This is a genomic window from Flavobacterium sp. (assembly GCF_035292545.1).
Classification (GTDB): Bacteria; Bacteroidota; Bacteroidia; order Flavobacteriales; family Flavobacteriaceae; genus Flavobacterium.
The window spans coordinates 1-21858 of record NZ_DATDPV010000004.1 but is presented as its reverse complement, the minus strand read 5'-3'; the positions used below and the strand labels follow the sequence as shown (position 1 = coordinate 21858).

The 21858-nt window shown below is 35.3% G+C and carries 19 protein-coding genes; 12 read left to right on the top strand and 7 right to left on the bottom strand.

Annotated elements, in window-relative coordinates; genetic code table 11:
• The first annotated feature begins 2 nt into the window (after positions 1-2).
• From VI621_RS00625 to VI621_RS00600, 6 genes are all read left to right on the top strand, one after another.
• Positions 3-935 (top strand): tryptophan 2,3-dioxygenase family protein, encoded by a 933-nt coding sequence (locus VI621_RS00625; RefSeq protein WP_324216454.1) that lies wholly within the window; start codon positions 3-5, stop codon positions 933-935.
• Positions 936-958: 23 nt separating this feature from the next.
• On the top strand, positions 959-2194 hold the full coding sequence (locus tag VI621_RS00620; protein ID WP_324216453.1) for a peptidoglycan DD-metalloendopeptidase family protein: 1236 nt from the start codon (positions 959-961) through the stop codon (positions 2192-2194).
• Positions 2194-3837 (top strand): glucose-6-phosphate isomerase, encoded by a 1644-nt coding sequence (pgi, locus tag VI621_RS00615; protein WP_324216452.1) that lies wholly within the window; start codon positions 2194-2196, stop codon positions 3835-3837. Before VI621_RS00620 ends, pgi begins: the two co-directional genes overlap by 1 nt.
• 199 nt (positions 3838-4036) lie before the next feature.
• Positions 4037-6772, top strand: coding sequence for a TonB-dependent receptor (locus VI621_RS00610; protein ID WP_324216451.1), 2736 nt, complete (start codon positions 4037-4039; stop codon positions 6770-6772).
• A 91-nt stretch (positions 6773-6863) separates the two neighbouring features.
• Positions 6864-7298 (top strand): hypothetical protein, encoded by a 435-nt coding sequence (locus VI621_RS00605; protein WP_324216450.1) that lies wholly within the window; start codon positions 6864-6866, stop codon positions 7296-7298.
• 86 nt (positions 7299-7384) lie between these two features.
• Positions 7385-7864: a septal ring lytic transglycosylase RlpA family protein gene (locus tag VI621_RS00600; protein WP_324216449.1), complete on the top strand. Its 480-nt coding sequence runs from the start codon at positions 7385-7387 to the stop codon at positions 7862-7864.
• Between the two features lie 9 nt (positions 7865-7873).
• Here VI621_RS00600 and VI621_RS00595 read toward each other — a convergent pair whose 3' ends face one another.
• Entirely contained in the window at positions 7874-8347 is a 474-nt protein-coding gene (locus VI621_RS00595) for a CYTH domain-containing protein (RefSeq protein WP_324216448.1), read from the bottom strand.
• 80 nt (positions 8348-8427) lie between these two features.
• Here VI621_RS00595 and VI621_RS00590 point away from each other — a divergent pair, with 80 nt between their 5' ends.
• On the top strand, positions 8428-10515 hold the full coding sequence (locus tag VI621_RS00590) for a recombinase (RefSeq protein ID WP_324216447.1): 2088 nt from the start codon (positions 8428-8430) through the stop codon (positions 10513-10515).
• Positions 10516-10533: 18 nt separating this feature from the next.
• Positions 10534-11616, top strand: coding sequence for a DNA polymerase IV (dinB, locus tag VI621_RS00585; RefSeq protein WP_324216446.1), 1083 nt, complete (start codon positions 10534-10536; stop codon positions 11614-11616).
• A gap of 53 nt (positions 11617-11669) precedes the next feature.
• Here dinB and pyk read toward each other — a convergent pair whose 3' ends face one another.
• From pyk to VI621_RS00560, 5 genes are all read right to left on the bottom strand, one after another.
• Positions 11670-13100 (bottom strand): pyruvate kinase, encoded by a 1431-nt coding sequence (pyk, locus tag VI621_RS00580; protein ID WP_324216445.1) that lies wholly within the window; start codon positions 13098-13100, stop codon positions 11670-11672.
• Between the two features lie 5 nt (positions 13101-13105).
• Positions 13106-13588, bottom strand: coding sequence for an IPExxxVDY family protein (locus VI621_RS00575; RefSeq protein ID WP_324216444.1), 483 nt, complete (start codon positions 13586-13588; stop codon positions 13106-13108).
• A 112-nt stretch (positions 13589-13700) separates the two neighbouring features.
• Positions 13701-14441: a ribonuclease III gene (rnc, locus tag VI621_RS00570; RefSeq protein WP_324216443.1), complete on the bottom strand. Its 741-nt coding sequence runs from the start codon at positions 14439-14441 to the stop codon at positions 13701-13703.
• A 9-nt stretch (positions 14442-14450) separates the two neighbouring features.
• Entirely contained in the window at positions 14451-15704 is a 1254-nt protein-coding gene (fabF, locus tag VI621_RS00565; protein WP_324216442.1) for a beta-ketoacyl-ACP synthase II, read from the bottom strand.
• A gap of 183 nt (positions 15705-15887) precedes the next feature.
• Positions 15888-16124 carry an acyl carrier protein gene (locus VI621_RS00560; RefSeq protein ID WP_007137004.1) on the bottom strand — a complete coding sequence of 79 codons (237 nt, stop codon included), beginning with the start codon at positions 16122-16124 and terminating at the stop codon, positions 15888-15890.
• Between the two features lie 174 nt (positions 16125-16298).
• Between VI621_RS00560 and purN the strand changes: the two genes are divergently transcribed.
• The 4 genes from purN to VI621_RS00540 all read left to right on the top strand — a co-directional run bounded on the left by purN (position 16299) and on the right by VI621_RS00540 (position 20406).
• Complete coding sequence (purN, locus tag VI621_RS00555; protein ID WP_324216441.1) at positions 16299-16868, top strand: phosphoribosylglycinamide formyltransferase; 570 nt, start codon at positions 16299-16301, stop codon at positions 16866-16868.
• Positions 16869-16870: 2 nt separating this feature from the next.
• Entirely contained in the window at positions 16871-17353 is a 483-nt protein-coding gene (rnhA, locus tag VI621_RS00550) for a ribonuclease HI (RefSeq protein WP_324216440.1), read from the top strand.
• A gap of 105 nt (positions 17354-17458) precedes the next feature.
• Positions 17459-18382 (top strand): PfkB family carbohydrate kinase, encoded by a 924-nt coding sequence (locus tag VI621_RS00545; RefSeq protein ID WP_324216439.1) that lies wholly within the window; start codon positions 17459-17461, stop codon positions 18380-18382.
• Between the two features lie 125 nt (positions 18383-18507).
• The gene (locus VI621_RS00540; RefSeq protein ID WP_324216438.1) at positions 18508-20406 is read left to right on the top strand and encodes an amidophosphoribosyltransferase; all 1899 of its coding nucleotides are present in this window, start codon (positions 18508-18510) and stop codon (positions 20404-20406) included.
• Positions 20407-20860: 454 nt separating this feature from the next.
• On the opposite strand, the gene VI621_RS00535 is transcribed toward VI621_RS00540, so the two are convergent.
• Positions 20861-21469 carry a superoxide dismutase gene (locus tag VI621_RS00535; protein WP_324216437.1) on the bottom strand — a complete coding sequence of 203 codons (609 nt, stop codon included), beginning with the start codon at positions 21467-21469 and terminating at the stop codon, positions 20861-20863.
• Positions 21470-21858: the final 389 nt, after the last annotated feature.

The window sequence follows — 21858 nt, the reverse complement described above, 5'->3', positions numbered from 1 at the left end:
TAATGAACAACATAAATATTTCCGAAGGAATACTCGAAAAATTAGAACAAAAGTTCCAGGCAATTGATCAAAAAACCGAAACACATCTTGAAGGGTTGCTTTGGTCCAAACCAATGACATATTGGGATTATATCCAGACAGATGCACTTTTAAATCTTCAGATCCAAAGAACAGTATTGCCCGATGAAATGGTTTTCATCATGTACCATCAGGTCAATGAATTGCTTTTCAAAATGATATTATGGGAAATGAAGCAAATTTCTTATACTGAAAAACTGGAAACAGTGTTTTTTACCGAACGATTAATGCGAATTAGTCGTTATTTCGATATGCTTACTACTTCGTTCGACATTATGGGCGAAGGAATGGATGTGGAGCAATACATGAAATTCCGAAATACTTTAACGCCTGCCAGTGGTTTTCAAAGTGCGCAATACCGATTGATAGAATTTTCTTCTACCAATTTAATCAATTTAATCGATCACCGTTTTAGAGCAACTATTGACAGAAACACATCATACGAACATGCCTTCGAACATTTGTACTGGCAAGCCGCCGGAAAAGATTATAAAACAGGTAAAAAATCATTCTTAATTGAAGAATTTGAAAGAAAATACAAAACGACTTTCTTATCTTATATGGAAGAATACAATACCATTAATATTTGGCAAAAATTCAGTCAATTGCCAGAAGAAGATCAGAAAAACCCTGATTTAGTAAAAGCCATGCGTCATTATGACTATACTGTAAATATTACTTGGGTTATGGGCCATCTGAATGCCGCCAAAAAATATATCGATAGTGGTAAAGGTACCGGAGAAGCAACCGGAGGCAGCGATTGGAAAAAATACATGCATCCAAAATACCAAAAAAGAATTTTTTTCCCGGAGTTGTGGAGTGAAGAGGAATTGAAAAATTGGGGGGAAGAATTATAGTTTAATAGCATAAAATAAAAAGTTTGAAAAAAGTAACACTAATCATATTACTACTTCTTTCACTAGTATCTTGTAACAAATCCGAAAAAGACAAAGTTGTTAAGGTTGAAAAATCAATTCCAATTCCAGTTGTTGTGGAATTTGGATTTAAACTCAATGATTTCGATGTAATAAACGATACCATCGTCGCCGGAGATACTTTTGGAACCATTATCCAAAAACAAAATCTGGGGGACAAATGGGTTCATGAAATTGTTAAAAAAGTTAAAGATACTTTTGATGTCAGAATCATAAGAAAAGGAAAACCCTACACCATGCTTCGCTCTAAGGACAAAGCAAAAAAACTTCAGGTGTTTGTCTATCAACCCGATCGATTAAGCTATTATGTTATTGATTTGAGGGATTCCATAGTGGTTTATAAAACCACAAAACCAGTTACCATCAAACGACGAACTATTGCAGGAAAATTAGATGGATCTTTGTCCGAAACACTCGAAAAAGAAAAAGTCGAAGGTGCATTAGCCAGCAAAATTTCTAAAGTCTATGCATGGTCAATTGATTTTTTTAAATTAAAAAAGGGCGATAAATTTGCCATCACTTTTACAGAAAGATTTATTAATGACAGTATTTATGACGGAGTTGAAAATCTGGAATCTGCTTTTTTCGAATATAAAGGAAAAATAATCTATGCTTTTCCCTTTGCTCAAAATGAAAAATCAGGAAAATTGGATTATTATGATGAAGAAGGAAAAGCGCTCAAGAATTTTTTCTTAAAAGCACCTTTAAAATTTGCCCATATCACTTCAAGATATGCAAAAAATCGATTTCATCCCGTACAACGAATCTGGAAAGCACATAAAGGCACCGATTATGCTGCGCCAAAAGGAGCGCCAATTATGACAACCGCTTCCGGAGTCGTAGAACAGACCGGTTTTACCGCCGGAAATGGAAATTTTGTCAAAGTAAAACACAGCCGAACCTATTCAACTCAATATTTACACATGTCAAAAATTTTGGTTCGAAGAGGACAACGGGTCAATCAGGGGGATGTTATTGGGAAAGTAGGTAGCACAGGACTTGCCACGGGACCACACGTATGTTATCGTTTTTGGAAAAATGGCGTTCAAGTGGATGCTTTAAGACTAAAATTACCGAATTCAGAACCTATGGATAATAGAAATTTACCAAGATTTATGGCTCAAATGAGTCCGCTTAAAAGAGAATTGGATAGTGTAGCAAAGTTAAAATTCACAAAATAATGGCTTTAGAAAAAATAAATCCTTCCGAAACACAAGTTTGGAAAAATCTTCAGAAACATTTTGCAGCAATGAAAGATGTTTCCATGAGTGAAATGTTTACAAATGACGGTTCCAGAGCCGAAAAATTTCGTTTGCAGTGGAATGACTTTCTGGTTGATTATTCTAAAAACAGAATAACTCAGGAAACAATGGATTTATTATTGTCTTTGGCTAATGAAGCACAATTAAAAACCGCAATATCCAGCTATTTCGAAGGCGATATCATCAATGAAACCGAAAACAGAGCGGTACTTCATACTGCTTTACGTGCGCCCCAAAACACTATTGTAAAGGTTGATGGACAAAATATTATTCCGGAAATTTTTGAAGTAAAAGGTAAAATGAAAACCTTTACTGACGAAATCCTAAATGGTGGCAGAAAAGGATTTACAGGAAAAACCTTTACCGATGTTGTCAACATTGGAATTGGCGGTTCTGATTTGGGTCCGGCAATGGTTGTAGAAGCATTACAGTTTTATAAAAACCATCTGAACCTTCATTTTGTATCCAATATTGACGGAGATCATGTAAATGAACTGCTTAAAAAAATCAATCCGGAAACCACACTTTTTGTTATTGTTTCCAAAACATTTACGACACAAGAAACACTGACCAATTCAGAGACTATCAGAAATTGGTTTTTGCAATCGGCTTCACAAAACGATGTAGCCAGACATTTTGTTGCGGTTTCTACCAATGTCGAAAAAGTTAAAGGTTTCGGTATTGACGAAAATAATATTTTCCCTATGTGGGACTGGGTTGGCGGCCGTTTTTCTCTTTGGAGCGCGGTTGGATTATCAATCAGTTTAGCCGTTGGGTATGACAATTTCAACAAATTATTAAAAGGCGCAAATGAAATGGATGAACATTTCAAAACTGCTGATTTTGATAAAAATATTCCAGTTGTTTTAGCATTGCTAAGCATTTGGTACAATAACTTTTTTGGATCGGAAAGCGAAGCATTGATTCCATACACACAATATTTACAGAAACTGGCGCCCTATCTTCAACAGGGTATTATGGAAAGCAACGGAAAAAGTGTCGGTCGTGACGGGAAGCCTGTGAATTACCAAACCGGAACTATTATTTGGGGAGAACCAGGAACCAATTCGCAACATGCTTTTTTTCAATTGATTCATCAGGGAACAAAGTTAATTCCGACAGATTTCATCGGATTTGTGCATTCACTTCATGGAAATGAAGATCATCATAATAAATTGATGTCGAATTTTTTCGCGCAAACGGAAGCATTATTAAACGGAAAATCGGAAAATCAAGTTAAAAAAGAGTTCCAGCAGCAGGGAATTTCTGCTGAAAAAGCGAACTTTCTTACTCCTTTTAAAGTGTTTGAAGGTAACAAGCCAACGAATACCATTTTAATTAAAAAATTAACCCCGGAAACATTAGGCTCTTTGGTCGCTTTGTATGAACATAAGATTTTTGTTCAAGGGATAATTTGGAATATTTTCAGTTATGACCAATGGGGAGTTGAATTGGGGAAACAATTAGCCAATTCCATTCTTGATGAAATTCAATCTGGTGCTGTAAAAAAACACGACAATTCTACAGAATTCTTGCTGAATTATTTTCTGAAAAGCAAATAATTCTAAGTAAGCAACCTCATTTTGAATAAGTTGGGTTTTTCGTAAAATTTTAAAAAACCAATTGATTCTTTAAAATTATTCAAAGCAAATGGTCTTAAACTGATTATTGTGCAATAAAAAATCTTTTCTTAACATTTGCTTAACATATTTTAGGCTTTTATTTTGGAGTTTTGCACAAAATTTTTAAACCAACAACAAAATGAAAAATTTCAAAAGCAATTTACTCTCAGGATTGTTTCTTTTGATGACAACAGTAATGTTTTCACAAGGAAAAATCAAAGGAACAGTTGTCGATAATGAGCTTAATGGTGCTATACCAGGTGTGAATGTTTTAATAAAAGGAACAACTACCGGTTCTTCTACAGATTTTGACGGAAAATTTACTTTGACTACAACCGCAACATCTGGTCAAATAGTAATTTCTTATATTGGTTATGCTTCAACAACAATCAGTTTTTCGGTTAAAAACGGGGAAACAGTGGATTTAGGAACAATAAAATTAATCGGAGACTCTAACGAATTAGAAGAAATTGTAGTTGTAGGAAGAGGAATTATTGATATGGCAAAGGATAGAAAAACGCCTATCGCTGTTTCAACTATAAAAGCAACGGATATTCAAGCTAAAATAGGAACAGCGGATATCACCCAAACACTTGTGAATACGCCTTCGGTATATGTTGCAGGACAAGCTGGTGGTTTTGGCGATTCTAGAATTAGCGTGAGAGGATTTCAACAGGATAACACCGCATTTTTACTTAATGGCCAGCCAATTAACGGAATGGAAGATGGTAAAATGTATTGGTCTAACTGGTCTGGGATGTCTGACATAGCCAATGTAATCCAAATTCAAAGAGGTTTAGGTTCTTCTAAATTAGCAATATCTTCTGTAGGAGGAACGGTTAACTTTATTACCAAAGCAACGGATAAAAAAGAAGGTGGTTTTACCTCTTTTGGTATTGCAAATGATGATTATTTCAAATCTACTGCAGCCTACAATACAGGAATGAGCAAAAGTGGCTGGGGAACTAGTGTGATGTTTACACACTGGCAAGGTGATGGTTACAATGAAGGTACAAAAGGAGAGGGACAAAATTATTTCATCTCATTTGGATACAAGCCAAACGAAAAACACAACTTCAATTTCTTGCTTACTGGTGCACCACAATCACATGACCAAAACTTTACCAAGCCATTGTCTGATTATTTAGCTTATGGAAGAAAATACAATAATAACTGGGGAACTTTAAATGGGAAATATTTGTCCGAGAGAACAAATTTTTATCACAAACCTGTAGCTAACCTTAACTGGGATTACAGTATAAATGATAAAACTGAATTATCGACGGTAGTCTATGCCTCTTGGGGTAGAGGTGGAGGAACCGGAAATTATGGATCAAAAAAATTCAATAAAACAGCCAACAACCCTATAACAGGTGAAGTAGCCGATAAAACATATATTGATTTTGATGCTATTTATGCGAACAATCAAAATGCAGTTAATGGTGATGGAACAAATGCCAATAACTATGTAATCAGATCATCAATGAATAACCATGAATGGTATGGATTGGTTTCAAACCTTAAAAATGAGTTAACCGAGAATCTAACCCTAAATGTTGGACTTGACTTAAGAACCTATAAAGGGACGCATTACCGACAAGTAGCTAATTTTCTTGGATTACAAAGCTGGACCGAAAGCAGAAAATTAAGAGACAACTCGCATTTGCCGGTTTCTGCCAATGTTTCTAATACGGTAACAGATCATCAAAACACGAATCCTTGGAATGCGATGTTTAATAGTGTTCCGGATAACCAAAAAATCGATTACGATTATAGCGAAACTATTTCTTACGGAGGTGTCTTTGGTCAATTAGAATATAGCAATAAAAATTTATCAGCTTTCTTCCAAGGGGCAGTTTCTAATCAGTCACACCAAAGATTTGATACCTATGATTATATGCCAGAATTTAAAGATTCTGAAAAAGTAAATAATATAGGATATAATGTGAAAGCCGGTGGTAGCTTAGCTATTAATGAAAACAACTCTTTTTATGTGAATTCAGGGTATTATTCCCGTCAGCCATACCATGATAATATTTATTTGAATTTTACCAATGCGGTTAATCCATTGACAAAAAATGAAAAAGTATTAGGATTAGAAGCAGGTTATACTTTCAAATCAAAATTTTTTACTACTAGTTTAAACGGTTACAGAACTTCTTGGAAAGACAGGGTAATTACAAGCAGTAGAGCAGTAACTTTGGCAGCCGGAGAAACGATTGGAACTACACTTCTTCCTGCAGGAAGTATTGTATACAAAACAAACCAAGGTGTAGAACAGGTTCATATGGGACTTGAGTTAGACTTTGTAGCTAAACCAACAAATAAATTAGATCTAAGAGGATTTGGTTCAATTGGTGATTGGCAATATAAAGGAAGTGTTGTAAATACTCAAAGAGATGAAGATTTAAATTTTTTACTTGAAACAAATGATGATGTTGATGGTGGTAAAGTAGGTGATGCAGCTCAAATAACTTATGGTTTAGGATTTAAATATGAAATATTCGAACGTTTTTCAATAGATGCTGACTGGAGAAATTATGACAAATTATATTCTAATGTAGGTGCGGTGAAAGAGAATTTAGAATTGCCATCTTATGATTTAACAGATGCAGGAATCTCTTATAAAATGTTAGTAGGGAAAAACAATATGAACTCTGTATTGTTCCGCATCAATGTAAATAATGTTTTTGACGAAGTATATTTGTCAGAACTTACAAGTACCGTAAAACCGACAGACAACATTAGTAGTTCTAATGCTGCTTTAGGAACTTATGAATCTAACGGAAGAGTTTATAAAGGAATTGCAGATGGTAACCAAGGTTACTTCGGTTTCGGCAGAACCTGGAATGTTTCATTACGATACAATTTCTAATTTGTAATTGTTAAAAATAGAAAACCTCGCAGGAATGCGAGGTTTTTTTTATGCTTTTTTTCTTATATTTGATTTTAATAAAACTTAAACTATGTACGAATTTATCCAAAAAGCGCACTCTGGCTTTGCTTACCTTGCTCTTTTATTACTTGTAGTTGCTGTTGTCAATTCAATCATGGGAATGTCTTCCAAAAAAGAATTTACCTTCAAAGATCGAAAAATTGCCCTATTTGGTTTAATAGGAACCCACACCCAATTATTGATTGGTCTGATTCTATATTTTGTTTCTCCGAACGGATTGAACATGATAAAATTATCCGGAATGGGCGGATTAACCACCGAAAGCAGGTTGTTGGCACTGGAGCATCCATTGGTTAATATTATTGCAATAGCATTAATAACAATAGGATGGGTAAAACATAAAAAATTAATCACAAGTGAATCAAAATTCAAAACATTTTCCATTTATTATGGTTTGGGATTGCTTCTGATTCTAAGTAGAATTCCATGGAAATTATGGTTCTAAAAATATAAAAAGTCCTGTTTTCAGGACTTTTTTTCATTTGGGTATGGTATTTGTAAAATGAATAATTCCGCAATAAAATATTTATTATGAAACATAAAACTACAAAGCTGTTATTGATAATAATTGCTGTAATTTTTTCGACAGGATTTTCTTTTAAAGCCAGACATTTTAACCAACTTCAACAAGGAAGAACGCCTCAGGATACTTTCAAAAACAAGATGGTCACCGTGGATAGTCTTGGGAATCTTAAAAATGTAAAGCTTTTAGTATATAGAAAGAAGGCGCATGCCTCTTATTATGCAGATAAATTTAACGGAAGAAGAACCTCCAGCGGAGAAAAGTTTGACAACAACAAATATACGGCTGCCCATAGAAAATTTCCTTTCGGAACAAAACTAAAAGTTACCAACGAAACAAACGGTAAATGGGTAATCGTAAAAGTTACCGACAGAGGGCCATTTATTAAAGGGAGAGAAATTGATTTGTCCAAACGAGCCTTCATGGACATTGCTTCACACAAGGGCAACGGAGCCGTGATTGTTACAATAGAATTGGTGGTGGATTAAGAAAAAGTTCTATTTTTTCCAATTTTTATAAGGATTCTGACTTAAATACGCATTATAATACCGTTCGTCATTTGTAACTTCCTGGCCCAACCAAAGCGGTTTTTCAAAACTTTCGGACTCAGAGCCAAGTTCTATTTCAGCAACAACCAAACCCAGGTTGTCACCATAAAATTCATCAACTTCAAAGGTGTGATTGCCTATTTTTATTTCAAAACGGGTTTTCTCAATGACACCATTTTCACATAAATGCAACAGTTGTCTCGCTTCGTCAACAGGGATTTCTTTTTCCCATTCAAATCTTGACATTCCCGATGCGTTTCCTTTTCCCTTTATGGTCAAAAAACCTTTTTCGCCCTTGATTCTTACACGAACTGTTCGCTCTGGATTTGAATTTAAATAGCCCTGAGCAATTTCATGACTGGTAAAGGCATCAGCTTTAAATTCTTCGGAGGTTACAAGAAATTTTCGTTCTATTTCTATCATTTTAAATTCAGTTATTTTGTGAGTAAGTTAATATAAATTGACGCACCAATTTGTATTTTTACAAAAATTGATATAAAAGAATGAAGTTATTTTCCAAATTGAAATCAAAATCAAAGCAAACACCAACCGAATTCATCGCCAATTATTGTGATGAAAAGCAGTCTTGGCGAAATAAGGAAGATGATTTAGAAGTATTAGTTAAATTTATACGATTGATTCGACCTTCGAAGCCAAAGAAAGTCGAGACAGTTGATTTACAGGAAATAATTTCATTTCTAAATGTGAATCATTCCTGCCGACACCAACTTTCTATTTATATCAAAGAAATCTTAAAAGATAAAAAATTCAATAAAATCCTTTCAGATGCCGCTATTTTACAAGATGTAGATTTTATTTTTGAAGTAAAAAAAAGGATTTCCGCTAAAATTTTGCCCTATCAGTCTCAAAAAGATACTTTAGAATATGTCCTGAATCAGGTATTTTATTTGGACAACGATATTGTTTGGATTAATAAAATCCCGTTGCGTCAACTGGAAGAGTTATATAACATTTTGAAGTTTAAATCGATATATGAAACCACGGAACCTTATTCCAGTTTGTCGGAATTATTGATTGCCATGTCGCTGATTACGCAAAGAATTAGTGGCCGTGCCATGGAAACTGACGTTATCAAAATGGTGCCTGAATTTGATGATTATGAAAGCCCATTTTCAGCTTTTGAGAAAGAACTATTCAGAATTCACGACAAAATCAGAAAATCAGAAAATCATTATATTTCTTCGGATGATTTATCGTACAGGCAAGTTTTGGTCTTGCACAAGCAATGTGAAGAGTATGTGGATAAAGCCTTTAGCAACAGCTCAAAATACGGGATTTCACTTCGAGTCAACCAGAATTTATTAAAAATAAGACAACAATTAGAACGATTGAAAGTTTTGATTCCGTTATTAGTAATTGAAAATACCAGCGATAAAAAAAGCAATGGAATTGAATTGGCTTTGAAATTAATCAAATACAACTGTTACAAAAACAATATTCGAAAATTCATAGCAGAAAGCACCCAGTTGATTTCCTATGAAATTACGCAACATACCGCAAAAACGGGAGAACATTACATTACAGAAAGTCGAAAAGAATATATTAAAATGTTTCGCACCGCACTCGGTGGAGGACTTGTGGTGGGAATCATGTGTATTATAAAAGTGCTGCTTTCGAAAGTAGAGGCGAGTTTTTTTGGACATGCTTTCTATTATAGTATGAATTATGCTTTTGGATTTATCGCTATTTATATTTTAGGGTTTACTTTGGCAACGAAACAACCGGCGATGACTGCTTCAGCATTGATTAAAGCTTTAGAGGAAGGAGCCCAAAAACAAGGAAAGGATTCGGAAAAATATGATGCTTTTGCTATTCTTTTTGCACGGGTTTTTCGTTCGCAATTCATTGCTTTTGTTGGCAATGTGATTATGGCTTTTCCTGTTTCATTATTAGGAATCTGGCTTATTGATTACGCTTTCGATTATAATATTGCCGCAGCCAAATGGAAAACGCTGCTGACCGATTTGAGTCCGATTCATTCGCTGGCTATATTTCATGCCGCTATTGCCGGAGTTTTTCTATTTTTATCCGGAATCATATCTGGAAGCGTTTCCAACAGAGACAAACACAATCAGGTGCATTTTAGGATTGCCGAACATCCTTTGTTGAAAAAGAGATTGGGAAAAGTCCGTACTTTGAAATTGGCAAATTTATATGAAAAAAGATGGGCCGGTATCATCTCTAATTTCTGGTTTGGTATTTTCATGGGAAGCACGGTTTCTATAGGTTTGTTTTTAGGATTGAATTTAGACATACGACACATTACTTTTGCCAGCGGAAACTTGGCTTTAGCTTTATACGGAGCAAATTACGAAGTTAGCAATACGATGTTGTATTGGGGAATTTTCGGAATCGGGATCATCGGGTTAGTCAATTTTATGGTAAGTTTTAGTTTATCATTGGGTTTGGCCTTTCGATCCCGGGCAACTTCGCTATATGAGTTGCGATTTGTTACGATTTCGATTTGGAATCATTTTAAATCAAGACCCATAAGTTTCTTTTTTCCAACAGAAAAGAAACAGAAATCAGCTGTGGTTGAAAATTATCTGAGTTCTGATACTGAAAAATAAAATTTTTTAGAATGTAAAATGCAGGAGCCACGTCCAAATAGAAAAATTATTCATGTTGATATGGATGCATTTTATGCCTCTGTAGAACAAATGGACAATCCTGCTTTGCGAGGAAAACCAGTTGCTGTAGGCGGAAACGAGATTAGAGGTGTCGTTGCAGCAGCCAGCTATGAAGCCAGAAAATTTGGGGTTCGAAGTGCCATAAGTGGTGTTTTGGCTAAGAAATATTGCCCGGAATTAATTTTTGTTAAACCAAGATTTGACCGGTATAAAGAAATATCAAACAAAATCCGGAAGATATTTAATGATTATACAGATTTGGTAGAACCGCTTTCATTAGATGAAGCTTATCTCGATGTCACTCAAAACAAAAAAGGAAATCCCAGCGCTTCACTAATTGCACAGGAAATCAGGCTTCGTATTCTAAATGAAGTTGGGTTAACGGCTTCTGCGGGTATTTCAGTCAATAAATTTATTGCCAAAGTAGCGAGCGATATCAATAAACCCAATGGTCAAAAAACGGTCAATCCTGATGAAGTTTTGACGTTTTTGGAAGAATTACCAATCAGAAAATTTTACGGGGTAGGGAAAGTTACCACCGAAAAAATGTACCAACTTGGCATTTTTACAGGAATGGATTTAAAAAGCAAATCACTGGAATTTTTAGAAAAACATTTTGGGAAGTCAGGGAACTTCTATTATCATGTGGTGCGTGGGATTCACAATAGTGAAGTAAAATCAAATAGAATTACAAAATCAGTTGCGGCAGAACACACTTTTGATGAAAATCTATCTTCTGAAATCTTTATGCTCGAAAGATTGGAAATAATTGCTATTCAACTGGAGCGAAGACTAAAAAAATACAATATAGCCGGAAAAACGGTTACTTTGAAAATCAAATACAGCGATTTTACACAACATACAAGAAGTAAAACACTGCCTTATTTTATTTCCGATAAAGCGTTATTGTTTGAAACTGTCAAAGAATTATTGTATCAGGAACGGATGAAAGACTCCGTCCGATTACTCGGTATTTCGTTGAGTAATTTAAATACAGAAATCAAAAAAACCATTGTGGTTCAGTTGAAATTTGATTTTTAGAAACAAAAAAATCCGACAATTGCTCATCGGATTTGTATAGAAAATTCAAAAAATCATTCTATTTCTGAAACTCTTAACGTGTTTACCATTCCTTTGTCAGAAATTGGCATAGCAGCAAGATTGATTAACATATCGCCTTTTATCACGCATCCTTTGTCCTTTGCAATTTGATTCACATCGGCAATCGTATCATCAGTGCTTTCGAATTTATCGTAATAGTACGATTTAACGCCCCAAAGCAAATTCAGTTGTGTCAATATCCTTTTGTTTGACGTGAACACTAAAATGTGCGCGTGAGGCCTCCAGGCCGAGATTTGAAAAGCAGTATAACCACTGTTTGTCAAAGTACAAATCGCTTTTGCTTTAATCACATTAGCCATTTGCGCGGCATGATGACAAATCGTTTTTGTTATGTATCGGTTTGTTTTAATCTGTGGCGTGTTTTGTGGTACCAGAATAAGCGGAGAATCTTCAACAGCTTCAATAATCTGGGTCATTTTTTCGATAACCTGAACGGGATAATTACCAACAGAAGTTTCTCCGGAAAGCATTACGGCATCAGCACCATCCATTACGGAGTTGGCCACGTCGTTTACTTCGGCACGGGTTGGCGTTAGGCTGGTAATCATCGTTTCCATCATCTGGGTGGCAATAATTACAGGAATACGAGCCGTTTTTGCTCGGTGAACCAGTTTTTTCTGGATTAATGGCACTTCATGCGCAGGGACTTCTACACCAAGATCGCCACGGGCAACCATCAGACCATCACAATGGGCAATGATTTTATCAATATTTTCAACCCCTTCAGGTTTTTCAATTTTGGCTATAATCGGAATTTTATGATCAGAATGTTCGGCAATCAATTCTTGTAATTCTATTAAATCTTCAGCCGTTCTCACGAAAGAAAGGGCTATCCAATCTACTTTTTGTTCAATAGCAAAAATCGCATCTTTTATGTCTTTTTCTGTCAAGGCAGGTAAAGAAACTTTAGTGTTCGGAAGATTGACTCCTTTTTTGGATTTCAACGGGCCACCTTGAATCACGACACAAACTACCTCTGAAGTTCTATTGGTTTCTAGGGCTTCAAACATTAATTTACCATCGTCAAGAAGAATTTTTTCACCAGGATTTACATCTCTTGGGAATTCTTTGTAATTCATATAAACCCGGTCTGCTGTTCCCGGAACGTCTTCTGAGGTTTGAAAAGTAATGATATCGCCAGGATTTACCACAACATCTTCTTTCATCACGCCTATACGAAGTTTTGGGCCCTGTAAGTCACCAAGAATGGCGGTGGTATATCCAAATTCATCGTTTAGACTTCGAATCAGGTCTATTTTTGATTTCACATCTTGATAATCTGCATGCGAAAAATTTACGCGGAAAACATTTACTCCGGCATCAATCATTTTTTTTAAGACTTCTCTTGTACTGCAAGCTGGTCCTAATGTGGCTACAATTTTAGTTTTTTTGTTTGTTAGCATTGGTATTAAAAAATTAAATTGTTTTTTGATTTTATTTGATGGCTATCAACGGCATAAACAGTCGATATTCGATCTATTGTATTTAAGTGACTTACTATTTCTTCCAGGGCTATTTCCGCATTTTCAATTTTCAGAAAATAATCTACTTTCTTCAATTCGGGCAAAAGATATACTTTGGTGGAAACTTCTAAACTCGTATTGGCAAAAAGATTTTGATTATTGTCTTTTTTATGAATGGTTACTTCGTTTTTGTTTTGGATCAAATTCCAATAGATGTCTTTTTCCGCATCTTCAAAAATATATCTCGAAAAATGGGTTTCTCCTTCTTTGATATTAATCTGAATTTCGTTTTCACTTTTGCTTAAAAGGATTGGCAATTTCTGATTTAAAAAATAAGCTAACCGATAATCTTCTAATGAGGTATGAATGGCAATGAGTTCATAATCAACCTCGTCAAATTCATCAAAATGCAACTTATGGATCGCCATTCCTGTTTAATTAAGTTGTAAATATACTGTTTCTAAGTAAGCAAAAATTCAGAAAACAAAGATGTTTATGTTAATTTAATAACGAAAACGATATAGTTTGAAAAAAAATAAGTTATTTTTTATCTATTTTTTCCTGAAAAGCAAAATAGGCTCTTTGAGAGGCTTTTTCTTCTGCTTTCTTTTTTGAAGTAGCTCTCGCTTTTGCAATCACTTTCCCATCAATACTCAGTTTTACGCCAAAGAGACGTTCGCCAGTAATTTCATTATCTTCATAAACGTCGTAATGAAACGTTTTTTTCTCTTTTTGACACCATTCAATCAATAAGCTTTTATAGCTAATGACTTTACCTTCCAATTTGGCAATATCAACATAAGGGATAATGACTCTTTTTTGGATGAATTTTTCGCAATATGGATAACCTCTGTCAAGAAATACAGCGCCGACTAAAGCTTCAAAAAGATTTCCGTGAATGTTTTCTCCAAAATGCTGAACAGGGACTTTGCTTTCGATAAATTTAATTAAATTTAAATCTCTTCCCAATTCATTTAAATGCTCTCGGCTAACAATTTTAGAACGCATTTTTGTTAAATAACCTTCGTCACCCGCGGGTGCTTTGTTGAAAAGATGTGCGGCGATTACAGAACTAACCATAGCATCGCCAAGAAATTCCAATCTTTCGTAGTTAACAGGATTTCCTTTAATGTCGATCTTGCTTAAGGAACGATGCGTAAATGCTTTTTTGTAATAACTAATGGTAATGGGTTTGAAACCAAGTATTTTTTGAATATCAGTAAAAAAAATCCCGTCTTCCTGAGAGCGGGATTTTTGAAATATTTTTCTGATTATACTCATAGAATAAAATTAAAGCTCTAATTTTTTAACCAATACACAAGCATTGTGTCCGCCAAAACCAAAGGTATTACTCATAACCACTTTCATGTCTCTTTTTTGAGCTTTGTTGAAAGTAAAATTCAATTTACTATCAATGCTTTCATCATTAGTAAAATGATTAATGGTTGGAGGAACAATTCCGTGTTTTAATGAAAGTATGGATGATATAGTTTCCACAGCTCCGGCAGCGCCTAATAAATGTCCTGTCATCGATTTAGTCGAATTCAAATTCATCGTATAAGCATGTTCTCCAAAAACATGAAGAATCGCTTTGCTTTCAGCCATATCGCCAAGTGGAGTTGAAGTTCCGTGCATATTCACACCGTCAACGTCCGTTGGTTTTAAACCTGCATCGCGCAAACAGTTAATCATTACATTTTTTGCGCCTAATCCTTCCGGATGTGGTGCGGTAATATGATGTGCATCGGCTGACATTCCGCCACCGCCAATTTCACAATAAATGGTAGCACCACGGGCAATGGCATGTTCATATTCTTCCAGAACTAAAGCTCCGGCACCTTCGCCTAAAACAAAACCGTCACGGTCTTTGTCCATTGGTCTTGAGGCTGTTTTTGGATCGTCATTTCTGGTGGATAAAGCGTGCATAGCATTAAATCCGCCCATTCCTGCAATAGTTACCGCTGCTTCAGAACCACCGGTTATCATGGCATCTGCATGACCCAATCGAATATAATTGAAAGCATCAATGATGGCATTTGTTGAGGATGCACAAGCAGAAACTGTTGCAAAGTTCGGTCCTCTGAAACCATATTTTATAGAAATATGCCCAGAAGCTATATCCGAAATCATTTTTGGAATAAAGAAAGGATTAAATCGAGGTGTTCCGTCGCCTTTGGCATATTCAAGCATTTCGATTTGGAAAGTTTCCAATCCGCCAATTCCTGAACCCCAAATCACACCGATTCTGTCTTTATCTAATTTTTCTAAATCGAAATTAGCATCACGAACCGCTTCGTCTGAGGAAACCATGGCATATTGTGCATAACGGTCCATTTTTCTGGCTTCTTTTCTGTCCATGAATTCTTCGACATTAAAACCTTTTAATTCGCAGGCAAATTGGGTTTTAAATTTTGAAGAGTCAAAATAGGTAATTGGAGCAGCGCCACTAACACCGTTAATTAGTCCGTCCCAAAAGTCCTGAATATTATTTCCAATAGGAGTAAGTGCACCTAAACCCGTTACTACAACTCGCCTTAATTCCATACGTATAATTTTATAGTTATGAATGTAAACAAATAATACCTATGCTTTCTTCTATGTATAAAATCATAAAAAGACATAGGTATTACAATAAAATATCTTAATGATTGATTGAACAATCGGGGATTTTAAATTTAATAAATTATAACACCCGTAGACATATTATGCCTACGGGTGCAAAATTTATTATTTTTTAGCTTCTTCTATGTAAGAAATCGCTTGACCTACAGTAGCAATGTTTTCAGCTTGGTCGTCTGGAATTTGGATATCAAATTCTTTTTCAAACTCCATTATAAGCTCAACAGTGTCTAATGAATCAGCTCCTAAATCATTCGTGAAGCTTGCTTCTGTAACAACTTCGTTTTCGTCAACGCCTAATTTGTCTACGATAATCGCTTTAACTCTTGATGCAATGTCTGACATAATCTTTAATTTTAAAATTTAATTGATGGCAAAAATAAAAAACTTTATTTTAAAACCACGCTTTAGTTAATAAATGTGACTACGAATTTAAAAAAATTATTTAATAAAGACTTCTTAAATCTATTTATTATCATTTATTATTCTTTTTTTTGTGTAATAAAAATCACAGGATAAATGAAAAAGATAGTATTGTTTGCTTCAGGGACGGGGACTAATGCCGAAAATATTATAGTACATTTCAATAAAAAAAATATTGGAACTGTAGCTGCGGTATTTTGTAACAATCCTAATGCTAAAGTATTAGACAAAGCTAAAAAATGGAATGTTCCAACAGTAGTTTTTTCAAAAGAGGAGTTTTCTACCGATAAAGTACTCCAAAAATTAAACTCTTTTCAACCCGATTTAATTGTTCTTGCCGGATTTTTATTAAAATTCCCCCAAAACATCATTCAGACTTATCCTAATAAAATAATAAACATACATCCCGCACTTTTGCCAAAATATGGAGGAAAAGGAATGTACGGAATGCATGTGCATCGCGCCATCATCGAAAATAAAGAAACAGAAACCGGAATTTCTATTCATTTTGTAAACGAACATTATGATGAAGGAAATGTTATTTTTCAAAAAACCGTAACTTTAGCCGGAAATGAAACACCCGAAGAAATAGCCGAAAAAGTACACCAACTGGAACACCAACACTTTCCGGAAGTTATTGAAAAACTCATAACTCATAACTCATAATTTTGAATTCTCACGACGTACATATTTATACCGATGGTGCTGCCAAAGGAAATCCAGGTCCCGGCGGCTACGGAGTGGTGATGGAATGGGTTGGAAAACCGTATCGAAAAGAATTCTACGAAGGGTTTCGCCATACAACCAACAACAGAATGGAATTATTGGCTGTAATCGTGGGACTCGAAAAATTAAAAGTTCCAAACACCAAAGTCCTTATTGTTTCCGATTCAAAATACGTTGTAGATTCAGTGCTTAAAGGCTGGGTTTTTGGCTGGGAGAAAAAAGGATTTGCCGGAAAAAAGAATCCCGACTTATGGGCAAAATTTCTGAAAGTATACCGAAAACATCAAGTTGATTTTAAATGGATAAAAGGACATAATAACCATCCGCAAAATGAAAGATGTGATGTGCTGGCCGTGATGGGTTCGCAAAGTCCACAACAGTCTATCGATGCTTTCTATGAAAAAGAGGAGCAAAAATTATTATAACACATTAGAATTCAAGGTGATAATTTGGCAAAACTTTACAATTAAGACCCTTTGCAACTTTCAAACTTATGAAGTATCTTTGCGCCTTAATTCGAAACTCAGAATATGAATAAATTATTGATTGTTGGAACCGTTGCTTTCGACGCTATTGAAACTCCTTTCGGGAAAACAGATAAAATTTTAGGTGGTGCAGCAACTTATATTGGTCTTTCTGCCTCGCATTTTAATTTAGAATCTGCTATTGTTTCTGTTGTTGGTGATGATTTTCCACAAGAATATTTAGATTTATTGACTACAAGAAATATTGATATAACAGGTCTTGAAGTGGTAAAAGGCGGGAAAACATTTTTCTGGAGCGGTCGTTACCATAACGATTTGAATTCCAGAGATACTTTGGATACCCAATTGAATGTATTGGCCGATTTTCAACCAAAAGTACCTCAAAATTTCAAAAATGCTGATGTAGTAATGTTAGGAAACTTACATCCAATGGTACAAAGCAGTGTTTTGGACCAAATGGAAACACAGCCTAAATTAGTGGTTTTGGATACGATGAATTTCTGGATGGACTGTGCTTTACCTGAATTATTGGCCGTAATCAAACGTATAGACGTAATTACCATTAACGACGAAGAAGCAAGACAACTTTCTGGCGAATATTCGTTAGTGAAAGCTGCCGCAAAAATCCATACCATGGGACCAAAATATGTGGTGATTAAAAAAGGAGAACACGGTGCCTTATTGTTCCATAACAAAGACGTTTTCTTTGCTCCGGCATTACCTTTGGAAGAAGTTTTTGACCCAACAGGAGCAGGAGACACTTTTGCAGGAGGATTTGCAGGATTTATTACGCAAAGCGAAAATATCTCTTTTGAAAACATGAAAAATGCGATTATTTACGGTTCAAATTTAGCTTCATTTTGTGTAGAAAAATTCGGGACTGAGAGAATGATTGACCTTGATAACGAAGAAGTTGTTGAAAGATTGAAACAATTCAAATCATTGACACAATTCGAAATTACATTATAATGCAATTTATTGCGAAGCCTCGGAAACGGGGCTTTTTCAATTAATAAAATCAGACACGAATTTCACGAATTTAATCAGTGGAATGATTGTTGAGAAATAATACAACAACTACAAACAACTACACAATGAGCGATGCAATAAAACACGAATGTGGAATAGCATATTTAAGACTACTAAAACCGCTTGAATTTTATAAAGAGAAATACGGTACCGCTTTCTACGGGATACAAAAAATGTATCTCCTTATGGAAAAGCAACACAACCGTGGGCAGGACGGAGCCGGTTTCGCCAGTATAAAACTCGATATGGAACCTGGTGAAAGATACATCAGCCGTGTGCGTTCAAATGATCCTCAGGCGATTCAGGATGTTTTTGCCCAAATCAACGAAAGAATCAACGAAGAAATGGCTTCACATCCGGAATATGCTGACAATGTGGCACTTCAAAAGAAAAACATTCCGTACATCGGAGAAGTTTTTTTAGGACACGTTCGTTACGGTACTTTTGGAAAAAATAGTATAGAAAGCGTTCACCCATTTTTACGTCAAAATAATTGGATGCACCGAAACTTAATTGTTGCCGGGAATTTCAATATGACCAATGTAAAAGAACTTTTCAACAGTCTGGTTGAACTCGGTCAGCATCCAAAAGAGTTGGCGGATACGGTCACCGTAATGGAAAAAATCGGGCATTTTCTTGATGACGAAGTGACGGATTTGTATCATGAATGCAAAATGAACGGCTTGTCAAAAAGAGAAGCTTCACCAGTAATCGCAGAAAAACTAGACATCGCAAAAATATTGCGTCGTGCTTCCAAGGAATGGGATGGCGGTTATGCCATGGCGGGACTTTTAGGACACGGAGATGCTTTTGTTTTTAGAGATCCGGCAGGAATTCGTCCAGCATATTTTTATCAGGATGATGAAATAGTGGTTGTGGCTTCGGAACGACCTGTGATACAAACGGTTTTCAACATCGATTTCGAAAAAGTACAGGAACTAAAACCCGGAAATGCTTTAATCATCAAGAAAAACGGAAAAGTTTCCGAAGAAGAAATCATCACGCCAACCGTAAAAAAAGCCTGTTCTTTCGAAAGGATTTATTTCTCCAGAGGAAGTGACGCAGAGATTTATCAAGAACGAAAAAATTTAGGCAAATTGATTTTACCAGCCGTTCTGGATGCTATTGATAATGATACAGATAATACGGTTTTCTCTTATATTCCAAATACCGCCGAAACTTCATTTTACGGAATTGTCGAAGCAGCGCAGGATTTTCTGAATCAAAGAAAAAACAATTACATTCTTGCAAATAAGGACACTTTAACTACAGAAACGTTACAGGAATTACTTTCTGTGAAAATCAGAACCGAAAAAGTGGCAATTAAAGATGCCAAACTGCGAACTTTTATTACCGAAGACAGCAGTCGTAATGATTTGGTTGCTCATATTTATGATGTGACTTACGGGGTGATAAAACCAACGGATAATTTAGTGATCATCGATGACAGTATCGTTCGAGGCACAACGCTAAAAATGAGCATCATCAAAATGATGGACCGTTTGAAACCTAAAAGCATTATTGTTGTTTCATCGGCACCACAAATTCGTTATCCGGATTGTTACGGAATCGATATGGCAAAATTAGAAGGACTGGTTGCTTTTCAAGCCGCATTAGAACTATTAAAAGAAAGAAATTTGTATCACATCGTTGACGAAGTTTATAAAAAATGTAAAGCTCAGGAAAATCTAAAGGATAGCGATGTCATTAATTATGTGACCGAAATTTACGCGCCATTCCAACCTCAAGAAATTTCAGACAAAATAGCGGTGATGCTTACGGATGTTTCTGTAAATGCTGAAGTGAAAATTATTTTTCAAACGGTTGAAAATCTGCACATTGCGTGCCCTAAAAATCTGGGGGACTGGTATTTTACAGGTGATTATCCAACGCCTGGAGGAAACCGTGTAGTGAATAGAGCATTCATGAATTTCTATGAAGGAAAAGACGCCAGAGCGTATTGAATCGTAACAAAAGTGTATTTTATCGGTTTTATCGAACAATTCATCTAATTTATTTTTTATAGCACTTCATTCAATATAGATTTGTTCCACCATAGCATTAGTAGGTTAAGTTTATGGTAGATTTGGGGCAAAAAGGGTGGAAGTAAAATTCCACCTTTTTTATTGGAATAAAGTCAAGAAAACAGTAAAAATTGTTGATTTTGAAACCTTCAACCACCGATTTTTAATTAATCGATTTTATTAAGCAATTCATCTAATATATTTTTTATACCAATTCATTCAGTATAAATTTGTTTCACCATAGCATTAGTAGGTTAAGTTTATGGTAGATTTGGGGCAAAAAAGGTGGAAGTAAATTCCACCTTTTTTATTGAAATAAAGTCAGAGAAAATAAAATATAAAAAAAGCGTCGAGATTTTATCCCGACGCTTTTTTGCTTTTAAAAAATAAAATTTTATTTCTCCAGAGCAAATCTTTTAGCCACTTCCGTCCAATTGATTACATTAAAGAAAGCTTCAACATAATCTGGTCTTCTGTTTTGATAATGCAAGTAATAAGCATGCTCCCAAACATCCATTCCTAAGATTGGCGTTCCGCCACAGCCTACTCCGGGCATCAATGGATTATCCTGATTCGGTGATCCGCAAACGTCTAGTTTTCCGCCTTTTTGTACACAAAGCCAAGCCCAACCTGAACCAAATTGCGTAATTCCTGCTTTGCTGAACTTAGCTTTAAACTCCTCAAAAGTTCCAAAATCTTTTTCGATAGCCTCCATCAAATCTCCAGTTGGAAGTCCGCCACCGTTTGGAGACATTACGGTCCAATACAAATTGTGGTTATAAAATCCACCGCCATTGTTACGAACAGCTGCGTTTTTCATATCAAGATTAATCAAAATATTCTCAATCGTCTTACCTTCCATATCTGTTCCTGCAATCGCAGCATTCAGGTTGGTCGTATAGGCATTATGATGCTTTGTGTGATGAATTTCCATCGTGCGCGCATCAATATGAGGTTCCAATGCGTCATGCGCATAAGGTAATTGTGGTAATTCGAAAGCCATAATATAGTTGTTTAATGATTAATAAATATAATATTCAAATTTAAACATTTAACTTTGGAATTGAAATAGTACCTTGTTATAATTTAATTAAATATGTGAATTATATAATTTTCAGGAGCTGTTTCCCGCTTTCCGTTACAATCTTTTCCTGGCTAAAGGAGCCAGAAAAAGGATTTTCACTTCAAACGAAGTTCACTGAACTCCAAATAAAATAAAAGTTAAGTGAAGTAATCGGGGCTAGGGCTTTTGTAATAAAATAAAATTCCTGTTTTCAAACTAACCCTTCCCGATTTTAAACGCTCAAAAGGTTGAATAAAATTTAAAAAATAAAAATGCAAAGACCATCTTTCTCTATATACGACGCATCGGCAGGTTCCGGAAAAACCTAC

Bases quoted from the DNA above. Each gene is read 5' to 3' on its own strand.
- purN (WP_324216441.1), top strand. From the start codon at position 16,299: ATGAAAAAGATAGTATTGTTTGCTTCAGGGACGGGGACTAATGCCGAA.
- VI621_RS00535 (WP_324216437.1), bottom strand. From the start codon at position 21,469: ATGGCTTTCGAATTACCACAATTACCTTATGCGCATGACGCATTGGAA.
- fabF (WP_324216442.1), bottom strand. From the start codon at position 15,704: ATGGAATTAAGGCGAGTTGTAGTAACGGGTTTAGGTGCACTTACTCCT.
- VI621_RS00560 (WP_007137004.1), bottom strand. From the start codon at position 16,124: ATGTCAGACATTGCATCAAGAGTTAAAGCGATTATCGTAGACAAATTA.
- pgi (WP_324216452.1), top strand. From the start codon at position 2,194: ATGGCTTTAGAAAAAATAAATCCTTCCGAAACACAAGTTTGGAAAAAT.
- VI621_RS00540 (WP_324216438.1), top strand. From the start codon at position 18,508: ATGAGCGATGCAATAAAACACGAATGTGGAATAGCATATTTAAGACTA.
- rnc (WP_324216443.1), bottom strand. From the start codon at position 14,441: ATGAGTATAATCAGAAAAATATTTCAAAAATCCCGCTCTCAGGAAGAC.
- VI621_RS00575 (WP_324216444.1), bottom strand. From the start codon at position 13,588: ATGGCGATCCATAAGTTGCATTTTGATGAATTTGACGAGGTTGATTAT.
- VI621_RS00625 (WP_324216454.1), top strand. From the start codon at position 3: ATGAACAACATAAATATTTCCGAAGGAATACTCGAAAAATTAGAACAA.
- VI621_RS00600 (WP_324216449.1), top strand. From the start codon at position 7,385: ATGAAACATAAAACTACAAAGCTGTTATTGATAATAATTGCTGTAATT.
- VI621_RS00595 (WP_324216448.1), bottom strand. From the start codon at position 8,347: ATGATAGAAATAGAACGAAAATTTCTTGTAACCTCCGAAGAATTTAAA.
- pyk (WP_324216445.1), bottom strand. From the start codon at position 13,100: ATGCTAACAAACAAAAAAACTAAAATTGTAGCCACATTAGGACCAGCT.
- VI621_RS00545 (WP_324216439.1), top strand. From the start codon at position 17,459: ATGAATAAATTATTGATTGTTGGAACCGTTGCTTTCGACGCTATTGAA.
- VI621_RS00610 (WP_324216451.1), top strand. From the start codon at position 4,037: ATGAAAAATTTCAAAAGCAATTTACTCTCAGGATTGTTTCTTTTGATG.
- VI621_RS00605 (WP_324216450.1), top strand. From the start codon at position 6,864: ATGTACGAATTTATCCAAAAAGCGCACTCTGGCTTTGCTTACCTTGCT.
- VI621_RS00590 (WP_324216447.1), top strand. From the start codon at position 8,428: ATGAAGTTATTTTCCAAATTGAAATCAAAATCAAAGCAAACACCAACC.
- dinB (WP_324216446.1), top strand. From the start codon at position 10,534: ATGCAGGAGCCACGTCCAAATAGAAAAATTATTCATGTTGATATGGAT.